11 protein-coding genes and 1 riboswitch are annotated in these 11,622 nt (G+C 43.5%); of the genes, 10 read left to right on the top strand and 1 reads right to left on the bottom strand.

The window, feature by feature from the left end:
- Positions 1–38 precede the first annotated feature (38 nt).
- The 10 genes from AAHJ11_RS13770 to AAHJ11_RS13725 all read left to right on the top strand — a co-directional run bounded on the left by AAHJ11_RS13770 (position 39) and on the right by AAHJ11_RS13725 (position 10,863).
- Positions 39–1,778 carry an RHS repeat domain-containing protein gene (locus tag AAHJ11_RS13770; protein ID WP_234133553.1) on the top strand — a complete coding sequence of 580 codons (1,740 nt, stop codon included), beginning with the start codon at positions 39–41 and terminating at the stop codon, positions 1,776–1,778.
- A 75-nt stretch (positions 1,779–1,853) separates the two neighbouring features.
- Positions 1,854–2,471 carry a superoxide dismutase gene (locus AAHJ11_RS13765; RefSeq protein WP_148366970.1) on the top strand — a complete coding sequence of 206 codons (618 nt, stop codon included), beginning with the start codon at positions 1,854–1,856 and terminating at the stop codon, positions 2,469–2,471.
- 151 nt (positions 2,472–2,622) lie between these two features.
- Positions 2,623–4,602 (top strand): ATP-binding protein, encoded by a 1,980-nt coding sequence (locus AAHJ11_RS13760; RefSeq protein WP_413579633.1) that lies wholly within the window; start codon positions 2,623–2,625, stop codon positions 4,600–4,602.
- Between the two features lie 55 nt (positions 4,603–4,657).
- Positions 4,658–4,751: riboswitch (TPP riboswitch) on the top strand.
- Between the two features lie 61 nt (positions 4,752–4,812).
- A complete protein-coding gene (thiS, locus tag AAHJ11_RS13755) occupies positions 4,813–5,013 on the top strand; it encodes a sulfur carrier protein ThiS (RefSeq protein WP_148366972.1) in 201 nt (66 codons plus the stop codon).
- Between the two features lie 4 nt (positions 5,014–5,017).
- Entirely contained in the window at positions 5,018–5,674 is a 657-nt protein-coding gene (locus AAHJ11_RS13750; RefSeq protein ID WP_148366973.1) for a thiamine phosphate synthase, read from the top strand.
- A 121-nt stretch (positions 5,675–5,795) separates the two neighbouring features.
- Positions 5,796–6,569: a thiazole synthase gene (locus AAHJ11_RS13745; RefSeq protein WP_413579630.1), complete on the top strand. Its 774-nt coding sequence runs from the start codon at positions 5,796–5,798 to the stop codon at positions 6,567–6,569.
- 13 nt (positions 6,570–6,582) lie between these two features.
- The gene (gene thiC, locus AAHJ11_RS13740) at positions 6,583–8,280 is read left to right on the top strand and encodes a phosphomethylpyrimidine synthase ThiC (RefSeq protein ID WP_234133552.1); all 1,698 of its coding nucleotides are present in this window, start codon (positions 6,583–6,585) and stop codon (positions 8,278–8,280) included.
- 90 nt (positions 8,281–8,370) lie between these two features.
- The gene (gene thiH, locus AAHJ11_RS13735; protein WP_148366975.1) at positions 8,371–9,495 is read left to right on the top strand and encodes a 2-iminoacetate synthase ThiH; all 1,125 of its coding nucleotides are present in this window, start codon (positions 8,371–8,373) and stop codon (positions 9,493–9,495) included.
- A gap of 4 nt (positions 9,496–9,499) precedes the next feature.
- Positions 9,500–10,192: a HesA/MoeB/ThiF family protein gene (locus AAHJ11_RS13730; RefSeq protein ID WP_148366976.1), complete on the top strand. Its 693-nt coding sequence runs from the start codon at positions 9,500–9,502 to the stop codon at positions 10,190–10,192.
- 62 nt (positions 10,193–10,254) lie between these two features.
- Positions 10,255–10,863 carry a thiamine phosphate synthase gene (locus AAHJ11_RS13725; RefSeq protein WP_320979798.1) on the top strand — a complete coding sequence of 203 codons (609 nt, stop codon included), beginning with the start codon at positions 10,255–10,257 and terminating at the stop codon, positions 10,861–10,863.
- A gap of 137 nt (positions 10,864–11,000) precedes the next feature.
- Here AAHJ11_RS13725 and AAHJ11_RS13720 read toward each other — a convergent pair whose 3' ends face one another.
- Entirely contained in the window at positions 11,001–11,573 is a 573-nt protein-coding gene (locus tag AAHJ11_RS13720; protein ID WP_148366978.1) for a porin family protein, read from the bottom strand.
- Between the last annotated feature and the right edge of the window lie 49 nt (positions 11,574–11,622).

Here is an 11,622-nt window from a genome sequence, read left to right as displayed (position 1 = left end):
TTTCATCACTAACTATTTTAACCTAACACCAAAAAGCAATGAAAAGAAGTATATTTTTATCGATTATTTTGAGTTTGTTTCTGGTTGCCTGCATCCCACAGGCAATGGCACAAAAGCAGAGCCGCCTGGAAAAGCTGCTAAGGTATCTGAACGATAATGACGCCGACAAATGGCAGAAGAACCGTGATAAGATAGACACCGAGACTCAAAGCTATTACGCCGAAGAACTGGCATTATTGGATGTGCTCAACGAATTATGGAACGAGCAAAGCGAACAAGCCGCCGCCAATTATTTCGGATGCTATGAAAAGGCTGCGAAAGCCTATTTCCCGAATATCTGCGAAGAAGAGAAGATACAACTTTCCAACGTGCAAGACAAAGCGGAACAAGCTGTCATCTCTGTTCTGGAGGCTTCGAAAGACCAGATTCCTTTTAGCAAGACATTGATGGACAGCATCCAGTCAAGCGGTTATCCGGCAGACTCCGCCATTTTACAAAAGGTACGGGACATCCGTGAAATGGCCTTACTGGAAGGGATGCTGAAAACACCCACGCTGAATATTTATCAAACGTACATCACGGAATATCCGAACGGCAAATTTATCTCTCAAATCAACGCTGCGGAAAACAAACGGCTTTACCAGATTGTAAAGAGTAATCCGACATCGGAGAATTTCAAGGCATTCTTTGATAATGCCGATATGCAGAAATTTTTCACTGATAAAGATACGCGTCCATTCCTTCCGGAAGTTCGCACGCTATACGACGATTTTCTGTTTCAAGGGATCGACAGCCTCCGGGAAAAAGGAAATGCGACAGCCATCCGGCAGATCATTGACGAGTATAAGCAATCACCTTACCTGACTTCCACTGCGCGTACTCATCTGGATGATCTTGAATATCTTAGTGAAAAGGCTGATTTCGAGCTTTTAAAAGCTGCCATTGTCAGTTCCGAATCATTGAGCATGCTGCAGGATTTTCTTTGCACACACAGGTACAAGGAATTTCGTGACCAGGCTAATGCACTACGGACACCGTTTATCCTACAAACAATCGTATCCACCCCTACCTCTGTGAAATACTATAATGGAGGACGATTGATAAAGTCTGCGGAAAATGACAGTACAGGAAATATATCGACCACTTATTCGTATGACGATAAGGGACAGCTCATTTCCACCCTGTCGCTTACCATAAGAAACGGTCAGCCAAGCAATGAAATACAAACGAACAGATTATACGATCCGCAAGGCCACTGCATCTTTGAAGTGCAAACGAATCCGAAAACCAAAACGGACCTCTACCGGCGGACACGCCGTATCGGTACGGATGGAAGTATCGAGAGTGATTCACTCAAGTATACAGACGGAAGAGTTATCATAAGTTCCTATGATAAACAGGGGTTATTGACCGAAACCAAAGAGTATAATAAGAATGGAGAACTTCAGGCGTACACCGCAAACAAATATGATGATAAGGGCAGATTGATTTCATCGCAACATCAAAATTTGCTTTTCGCCAACTCTCCGGATCAGATTATATCACAAAAAGATGCTTATGAATACGATAAATACGGCTATCTGACACAGATCGTCTACCAACGGATTTTGGGCAATAACCAGAAAACATCCGGATGCCTGATCTGCCTGTACGATAAATACGGAAACCGGATCGATAGTAATTCTTATTATGAATATGACAATACGGGCCAATGGACCTGCCGTACCAACCGTGATCATCCGAAAGATGTGGAACGTATACAGTACATTTATAAATAAAGCAAGATAGTGTGAACATTTTGCAGAGGGCTTCTGTTATTATAGTATAACAAGCCGATTAAAACTTGTAACATTATGAATACTATATTAATGTCTTTAATTATGATGACCATGACTTACGAAATGCCTAAACTTCCTTATGCAAACAATGCATTGGAACCTGTAATCAGTCAGCAAACAATAGATTTCCATTACGGAAAACATCTACAAACGTATGTAAATAATCTGAATAGCCTCGTGCCCGGTACAGAATATGAAGGTAAAACGGTAGAAGAAATCGTTGCAGCCGCACCGGATGGAGCTATATTCAATAACGCCGGACAAGTATTGAATCACAATCTGTACTTCCTGCAATTTGCCCCGAAACCTTCGAAAAAGGAGCCAACCGGCAAACTGGGAGAAGCCATCAAACGTGACTTCGGCAGCTTTGAAAACTTCAAGAAAGAATTCAATGCAGCAGCAGTCGGGTTGTTCGGTTCAGGATGGGCCTGGCTATCCGTAGATAAAGACGGTAAACTGAAAATCACTAAAGAAGTGAACGGAAGCAACCCAGTACGCGCCGGTTTGAAACCGCTTCTCGGATTTGACGTTTGGGAACACTCTTATTATCTGGATTACCAAAACCGCCGTGCCGACCATGTTAACGCCCTGTGGGATATCATCGACTGGGATGTGGTTGAAAAAAGAATGTAATCGGATTTCATAGACTAAACTATACTTATGAAAAGGTCGTTGTGTATTTCACAGCGACCTTTTTTACAGACTAAAAAAAAACTGACTTTTATTGTATATCAGACGCATTAGTTGTATTTTTGCAACTAATAATCCAACATAACAAACAATTATGATACTATATAAAAGAAAAAAAATACGATTTATCGTCTCCATTGCAATCCTTTTCTTCCCTCTTTTTTGCAATGCTGCCACCACAGAAGAATCTGCGGGAGAAATTCTGTTCATCACCTCTTATAATTCGGATACTAAATACACCTACGACAACATCAGTACATTTATAGAAACTTACACCCGATTGGGAGGAAAATACTCGACCATCGTAGAAAACATGAATGCAACAGACTTAACGCAGGCACACCAATGGAAAAAAACATTAACCGATATTCTGGATAAGCATCCGAAAGCTAAATTAGTGATTCTTCTGGGTGGGGAAGCATGGAGCAGTTTCCTCCATCTTGAAGATGAAAAATACAAGCAGCTTCCTGTTTTTTGCGCAATGGCATCACGCAACGGAATCCGTATTCCGGAGGATTCGATCGATATCCGAGACTATAATCCAGTAAGTATCGACTTAACGGAACGAATGAAAGACTATAATGTAAAATACTGTAATTCATACGAATACAATATCAGCAAAGACATAGAAATGATACAGGATTTCTATCCGGATACCGAGCATCTGGTATTTGTATCGGATAATACATACAACGGACTTGCCGAACTGGCATGGTTCAAGAAAAACCTGCAGCATTTCCCGCAGTTATCTATCACTTACATCGACGGTCGCATCCATACACTTGATATGGCTGTCAATCAATTGCGCAATCTTCCCAGAAACACGGCAATGTTACTTGGCATCTGGAGAATCGACAGCCGGGGTATCACCTACATGAGCAACTCTGTTTATGCTTTCTCCAAAGCCAATCCTCTCCTGCCTGTGTTCAGTATGACTTCCACTGCCATTGGTTACTGGGCTATCGGAGGATATGTCCCGCAATATGAAGGAGTGGGAAAAAGCATGGGAGAATATGCTTACCGTTTTTTAGACCAGAAGGAAACTGATATCAGCAGTATCAATATCTTACCCAACAGATATAAATTTGATGCGAAGAAACTAAAAGAATGGGGATTTGAAGACAAGAAGTTACCTGTCAACTCAATGGTCATCAATCAGCCCATCCCGTTCTTTGTAGCTTACAAGACAGAAGTGCAGTTCATCCTGATCATATTTCTCATATTAGTAGGAAGCCTGATGATTTCCTTGTATTACTATTACCGGACTAGAATCCTGAAGAACCACCTTGAAAAAACGACGAAACAATTACGGGAAGATAAAAAGAAGCTGGAAGAGTCTGAAGTTGAATTACGTGACGCCAAGGAACGTGCCGAAGAAGCCAATCAGTTGAAAAGTGCCTTTGTTTCGAATATGAGCCACGAGATACGGACACCTTTAAATGCCATTGTCGGTTTCTCCAGCCTGATTATCGGCTCTGTTGAGCAAAATAAGGAACTGAAAGAATACGCAGATATTGTCCAGACCAATTCTAATTTACTGCTACAATTGATTAGTGACGTACTGGATATATCACGTCTGGAATCAGGGAAACTGCAATTCAATTATGAATGGTGTGAGCTGGTGAACCATTGCCAGAATATGATTACCCTGACCAACCGGAACAAGACAATGGATGTAGACATCAAACTTCAAATGCCTAAAGAACCCTATAAGCTCTACACAGACCCGTTACGCCTGCAACAGATTATTATCAATCTACTGAATAATGCTCTGAAATTCACTCCCGCCGGAGGAAGTATCACGCTGGATTATAAAGTGGATGAGGAAAAGCAATGTATGCTGTTCTCCGTGACTGATACCGGCACAGGAATCCCCGAAGACAAGCAGGAACTCGTATTCCAACGTTTCGAAAAGCTGAATGAATTCATGCAGGGTACGGGATTGGGACTGGCCATCTGCAAACTGACCATCCAATATATGGGAGGTGATATCTGGATTGACAAAAGCTATAAGAATGGTGCCCGGTTTATCTTTTCCCATCCCATCAAAAAACAAAAATCAACAGAAAAATGAAAAAAAATCGGATGATTTAGTGTTTTTCTGTTTCTTTTTCGCTTACTTTGCCCCTGTAAAGACAAAGGGGTGCCCCTCGAGGGGCTGAGATTATACCCTAGGAACCTGATGCAGTTAGTACTGACGTAGGGATTGTGTTTCTTCGTTATCGCCTTTCCATTCAAGCACGCTCTTTGTATTTACTTTCAATTTATTTATTCTGATAGGACAATGAAAGTACAAGTGAACAACAAAGAGGTGGAAATTATTCCTGATTCTACCCTTACACAACTGACAGCACAGCTCGAACTTCCTGTTCAAGGCATTGCTATCGCCGTAAACAACAAAATGATTCCCCGTACCGAATGGGAAGGTTTCATATTGCATGAGAACGACAACCTGGTGATTATCAAAGCTGCTTGCGGAGGATAAGGGAATGGTCAGTCTACAATTTATCACGCATCAGACCGAACGGTATTCGTACCTCGAATCGGCACGTATGGCACTCGAAGGAGGGTGCAAATGGATCCAGCTACGCATGAAAGACGCTTCTCCCGAAGAAGTGGAGGCAGTAGCCTTGCAACTGAAACCGCTCTGCAAAGAACACGAAGCGATCTTGATTCTGGACGACCACGTCGAACTGGCGCAAAAGCTGGAAGTGGACGGTGTGCATCTGGGTAAAAAAGATATGCCTATCGACCAAGCTCGCCAGATACTTGGAGAAGCCTTCATTATCGGCGGCACCGCAAATACATTCGAAGATGTCGTACAGCACTACCATGCCGGAGCCGATTATCTCGGCATCGGTCCTTTCCGGTTTACTACCACTAAAAAGAATTTAAGCCCTGTACTGGGATTGGAAGGTTATTCCTCCATCCTTTCACAGATGAAAAAGGCGAATATCGAAATCCCCGTAGTAGCGATTGGAGGAATCACTTATGAGGATATCCCTGCCATACTTCATACAGGAGTCAACGGGATAGCCCTGTCAGGAACCATTCTCGGAGCGGACAATCCGGTAGAAGAGACACGTAGAATCATTGATTCACCACAGAGTACACAGAGTTTTTCGTTCTTTCCTAAAACAGAATGATAAACACATATACTCTGTGTAACTCCATAATGAATAAGAAATCATCAGACCTCCGTGTCCTCTGCGTCCTCTGTGGTGAACTCATAAATTAGCATTTAAATAATCAACTAAAATACATAGAATGGAAAAGTTAGTAATTGCGGGACGCGAATTTAACTCCCGTCTTTTCCTGGGAACAGGAAAATTCAATTCCAATGAAGTAATGGAACAAGCTATTCTGGCTTCAAGCACGGAAATGGTTACTGTTGCCATGAAACGAATCGACATGGACAACAAAGAGGATGACATGCTGAAACATATTATCCATCCGAATATTCAGCTATTGCCCAATACTTCCGGTGTACGTAATGCAGAAGAGGCTGTTTTTGCCGCACAGTTGGCTCGCGAAGCCTTTGGAACAAACTGGCTGAAACTGGAAATTCACCCGGACCCGCGTTATCTGCTCCCTGACTCTATCGAGACACTGAAAGCTACGGAAGAACTGGTAAAACTAGGTTTTATCGTGTTGCCTTATTGTCAGGCTGACCCCGTACTCTGCAAACGTCTGGAAGAGGCGGGCGCAGCTACCGTTATGCCACTCGGTGCACCAATCGGTACTAATAAAGGATTGCAGACCAAAGAATTCCTGCAAATCATAATCGAACAGGCAGGTATCCCGGTGGTCGTAGATGCGGGTATCGGTGCACCCAGTCATGCTGCCGAAGCAATGGAACTGGGAGCTTCCGCTGTATTAGTAAATACTGCAATAGCCGTTGCCGGAAATCCGGTAGAAATGGCAAAAGCATTCAAAGCGGCTACAGAAGCCGGAAGACAGGCTTACGAAGCAGGATTAGGATTACAAGCCGTAGACTTCGTGGCAGAAGCAAGTTCACCTCTAACGGCTTTTCTTGATTAAAAACGAATAAACTATGGAACAAAAAATAAAATTTCCCCGCTCACAGAAAGTCTATTTACCCGGTAAACTTTATCCGAATATCCGTGTAGCCATGCGGAAAGTGGAACAAGTGCCCAGTGTCAGCTTTGAAGGCGAAGAAAAGATAGCAACACCCAATCCGGATATATATGTATATGATACCAGCGGACCGTTCAGCGATGCAAATATGAGCATCGATCTTAAAAAAGGGCTGCCCCGTATGCGCGAAGAATGGATTGTGAGTCGTGGCGATGTGGAACAACTCCCTGAAATCACTTCGGAATACGGACGTATGAGAAGGGATGATAAAAGTCTCGATCACTTACGCTTCGAGCACATCGCCCTGCCCTATCGCGCTAAAAAAGGAGAGGCAATCACTCAAATGGCGTATGCCAAAAGAGGGATGATCACTCCTGAAATGGAATATGTAGCGATCCGCGAAAACATGAATTGCGAGGAACTGGGAATTAACACTCATATTACTCCTGAATTTGTCCGTCAGGAGATTGCAGAGGGACGTGCCGTATTACCAGCCAATATCAACCACCCGGAGGCCGAACCGATGATTATCGGACGCAACTTCCTTGTGAAAATCAATACAAATATCGGAAATTCAGCTACTACTTCAAGCATAGATGAAGAAGTGGAGAAAGCATTGTGGAGCTGTAAATGGGGGGGAGATACTTTGATGGATCTTTCCACCGGAGAAAATATTCATGAAACACGTGAATGGATCATCCGCAATTGTCCCGTACCGGTCGGTACTGTTCCCATCTATCAGGCACTTGAAAAAGTGAACGGCATAGTAGAAGACCTCACCTGGGAAATCTACCGGGATACATTGATCGAACAATGTGAACAAGGCGTAGATTACTTCACCATCCATGCAGGTATCCGCCGCCATAATGTTCATCTTGCCGACAAGCGGTTGTGCGGTATCGTCAGCCGTGGAGGAAGTATTATGAGCAAATGGTGTCTCGTACACGATCAGGAAAGCTTCTTATACGATCACTTTGATGATATTTGTGATATTCTGGCACAATATGACGTAGCCGTTTCCTTAGGAGACGGACTTCGCCCCGGCTCCATCTATGATGCGAACGACGAAGCGCAGTTTGCCGAACTGGATACCATGGGAGAATTAGTGCTTCGTGCCTGGAACAAGAATGTTCAGGCATTTATCGAGGGACCCGGCCATGTTCCGATGCATAAAATTAAAGAGAACATGGAACGTCAGATTGAGAAATGCCATGACGCCCCATTCTATACGCTCGGCCCGTTGGTGACGGACATTGCTCCCGGATACGACCATATCACTTCTGCTATCGGTGCCGCACAAATCGGATGGCTGGGTACGGCCATGCTTTGTTATGTCACTCCGAAAGAACACCTTGCCTTACCCGACAAAGAGGACGTACGTGTAGGAGTCATTACCTACAAGATAGCCGCTCATGCCGCTGACCTGGCAAAAGGTCATCCGGGTGCACAGGTACGGGACAACGCATTGAGTAAAGCCCGTTATGAGTTCCGCTGGAAAGATCAGTTCGACCTGTCTCTCGACCCGGAACGGGCACAGACCTATTTCCGTGCAGGACATCATATCGACGGAGAATATTGTACAATGTGCGGACCCAATTTCTGTGCAATGAGACTGTCACGCGATTTAAAGAAAAGCGCTAAAACCAACAAATAATGAGTGGGGAGAAACAAAAAGTCAGCCCACTGACCGAACCTGCCCTCCCCTCATTTTAATTTTTAATTTTCAATTCTCAATTTAATAAGAATGTTCTCCGACGAATTAGAAAAAATATCCTGGGAAGAGACGACAAAAGCCATCTATTCCAAAACAGATGCCGACGTACGCCGTGCATTGGGTAAAAAAGAGCATCTGGATGTCAACGACTTTATGGCGCTGATTTCACCTGCCGCCACTCCTTATCTGGAAGTGATGGCACGCCTTAGTCAGAAATATACGATGGAACGGTTCGGTAAGACTATCTCCATGTTCGTACCGCTCTACCTGACTAATTCATGTACCAACTCCTGTGTCTATTGCGGTTTCCACATCAGCAATCCGATGAAGAGAACAATACTGACAGAGGAAGAGATTGTCAACGAATACAAAGCCATCAAACGGTTGGCTCCCTTTGAAAACCTGCTGCTTGTAACTGGTGAGAATCCTGCCGCAGCAGGCGTTCCGTACATTGCCAAGGCACTGGATTTAGCGAAGCCTTACTTCAGCAATCTGCAAATTGAAGTAATGCCTCTTAAAGCGGAGGAATACAAGGAACTGACAAATCATGGCCTGAACGGAGTGATCTGTTTTCAAGAGACTTACAACAGAGCAAATTACAAAACGTACCATCCGAGAGGCATGAAATCCAAATTCGAATGGCGTGTAAACGGCTTCGACCGTATGGGACAGGCAGGTGTACACAAAATTGGCATGGGTGTCCTGATCGGTCTGGAAGAATGGCGGACAGACGTTACGATGATGGCTTATCATCTGCGTTATCTGCAGAAGCATTACTGGAAAACAAAGTACAGCGTAAATTTCCCGCGTATGCGCCCGTCTGAAAATGGCGGATTCCAGCCGAATGTAGTCATGAACGACCGGGAACTGGCTCAACTTACATTCGCAATGCGAATCTTCGACCATGACGTAGATATCTCCTATTCCACCCGTGAGAGTGCAGAAATTCGAAATCACATGGCAACACTCGGCGTCACAACCATGAGTGCAGAGAGTAAAACAGAACCGGGAGGATATTACAGTTATCCTCAAACGCTGGAACAATTTCATGTAAGTGACGAACGGAAAGCGGTTGAAGTGGAACGTGATTTAAAGAGATTAGGCCGTGAACCGGTCTGGAAGGATTGGGACCAGTCTTTTGACTTTAAAAGATAAGCAGATGCGGTACGACAGACAAATCATACTTCCCGAAATCGGAGAAGAAGGTCAGAAGAAACTGCAGGAAGCCAAAGTGCTTATTGTAGGCGTGGGAGGGTTAGGCTCTCCCATCGCCCTTTACCTGACAGGTGCGGGTGTGGGCTGTCTCGGACTGGTAGATGATGATCTGGTAAGCATCACTAACCTGCAACGGCAAGTTCTCTATTCCGAAAAGGAATTGGGTAAACCGAAAGCCTTGTGTGCAGCCGGACGACTCTCCGCTCTCAACAGTGGGATCAGGATCTATCCCTACTCTACCCGGCTGACGAAAGATAATGCGTATGATATTATTCAGAAATACGACATAGTGGTCGACGGCTGCGACAATTTTGCCACCCGCTACCTGATTAACGACATCTGCATTAAACAGGAAAAACCCTACGTATATGGAGCCATCTGTGGTTTTGAAGGACAGGTTTCTGTGTTCAATTACGGAAATCAGAAGAAAAACTACCGGGATCTTTATCCTGACGAAGAAGAAATGCAGCGGATGCCTCCTCCGCCTAAAGGTGTAATGGGAGTTACTCCTGCTATTGTCGGGAGTGTGGAAGCTACGGAAGTGTTGAAAATTATCTGTGATTTTGGTGATGTTTTAGCCGGTAAACTATGGACAATCGACCTGCGGACATTGCAATCTAACAAATTTTCACTATAAAGGTTGGTTTCTGACATAGTTAATTAGTAACTTTGCTAGACAATCCAATTTTAACGAAAGAAATGAAACTAATTGTAGTTACCACCCCTACCTTCTTTGTCGAAGAAGATAAGATAATTACCACTCTTTTCGAAGAGGGGCTGGATGTCCTACATCTTAGGAAACCGGAGACTCCGGCTATGTATTCAGAACGGCTGCTGACTCTTATTCCGGAGAAATATCACCGCCGCATTGTCACGCATGAGCATTTTTATCTAAAAGAGGAATTCAATCTGATGGGAATCCACCTGAATGCCCGTAATCCCAAAGAGCCGCATGACTATTATGGCCATATCAGTTGTTCGTGCCATTCAGTGGAAGAGGTGAAAAACAGAAAGCATTTTTATGATTATGTTTTTATGAGTCCTATCTATGACAGTATCTCTAAAGTGAATTACTATTCAACCTATACTGCCGAAGAATTGCGCGAAGCACAAAGAGCGAAAATCATCGACTCTAAAGTAATGGCATTGGGAGGCATCAATGAAGATAATTTACTGGAGATTAAAGATTTCGGTTTTGGAGGGGCTGTCGTATTAGGAGATCTTTGGAACAAATTCGATGCCTGTCAGGATCAGAACTATTTAGCCGTAATCGAGCACTTTAAAAAGTTGAAGAAGTTATCAGATTAATGAAAAGCCGATGGTAAACTGACTGTGCATTCCCATTATACCCACAATAAAAGAAATGACTTTCTCAATCATGAACTAAAAAAAGCCGCTGCAAATTGTCTTCTGCAACGGCTTTCTGTATTTTCAGTGTTTTCTTATCAGAACTTATATCCCACGATAATAGAGAAGTTCATATTTTTAGGATTGCCAACTTTTTGTACGTCAACTAAACCGAATTGACCATCCAAACCTGCAATGATCTTACCAAACTCCAATGCGACTCCCACACCAAGACCAGCATCAAAACGTTTCAAACCATCATCACCGAAAGTATTCTCTTTATGCTCCGTATTGTTTCCTAAGTCAAACTTTGTCTTACCGGCAATACCACAAGCAAAATAAGGACCTGCATTAACCACCAGATTAGTATTATCTGCTACATTGAAACGCGCAGCAGCCATTACCGGCAATTCCAAATACATTGCATTAATGCTACTTCCGTCTTTCTTTGCCCCCTTGCTAGTCAGGAATAATGAAGGTTGCAGTGACCATGTATCATCAAAAGCATATTCAAAACCTCCACCAAGTTTGAATCCAACCTTTGCATTCAGGTCAAGATCACCGGTGTAATTACTAAAGTTCATACCTACTTTGGCATTCCAACCTGTAATTTGAGAGAAACCTGCCACTGAAATCAGTGCAAATAAAACAAACAAAACACTCTTCTTCATAATTTTAAAGTTTTAAATTAATACTAAGGGATTTTATTACCCCTCCCTA

This window comes from Bacteroides sp. 90-K9/2, assembly GCF_047310725.1.
Classification (GTDB): Bacteria; Bacteroidota; Bacteroidia; order Bacteroidales; family Bacteroidaceae; genus Bacteroides; species Bacteroides vicugnae.
The sequence above is the reverse complement of the archived record's forward strand: the minus strand, read 5'-3'. Positions and strand labels throughout refer to the sequence as shown.

Excerpts from the sequence above, each read along its gene's own strand:
- thiC (WP_234133552.1), top strand. The coding sequence starts at position 6,583 with ATGGAACAAAAAATAAAATTTCCCCGCTCACAGAAAGTCTATTTACCC.
- thiH (WP_148366975.1), top strand. The coding sequence starts at position 8,371 with ATGTTCTCCGACGAATTAGAAAAAATATCCTGGGAAGAGACGACAAAA.
- AAHJ11_RS13725 (WP_320979798.1), top strand. The coding sequence starts at position 10,255 with ATGAAACTAATTGTAGTTACCACCCCTACCTTCTTTGTCGAAGAAGAT.
- thiS (WP_148366972.1), top strand. The coding sequence starts at position 4,813 with ATGAAAGTACAAGTGAACAACAAAGAGGTGGAAATTATTCCTGATTCT.
- AAHJ11_RS13750 (WP_148366973.1), top strand. The coding sequence starts at position 5,018 with ATGGTCAGTCTACAATTTATCACGCATCAGACCGAACGGTATTCGTAC.
- AAHJ11_RS13730 (WP_148366976.1), top strand. The coding sequence starts at position 9,500 with ATGCGGTACGACAGACAAATCATACTTCCCGAAATCGGAGAAGAAGGT.
- AAHJ11_RS13745 (WP_413579630.1), top strand. The coding sequence starts at position 5,796 with ATGGAAAAGTTAGTAATTGCGGGACGCGAATTTAACTCCCGTCTTTTC.
- AAHJ11_RS13720 (WP_148366978.1), bottom strand. The coding sequence starts at position 11,573 with ATGAAGAAGAGTGTTTTGTTTGTTTTATTTGCACTGATTTCAGTGGCA.
- AAHJ11_RS13760 (WP_413579633.1), top strand. The coding sequence starts at position 2,623 with ATGATACTATATAAAAGAAAAAAAATACGATTTATCGTCTCCATTGCA.
- AAHJ11_RS13770 (WP_234133553.1), top strand. The coding sequence starts at position 39 with ATGAAAAGAAGTATATTTTTATCGATTATTTTGAGTTTGTTTCTGGTT.
- AAHJ11_RS13765 (WP_148366970.1), top strand. The coding sequence starts at position 1,854 with ATGAATACTATATTAATGTCTTTAATTATGATGACCATGACTTACGAA.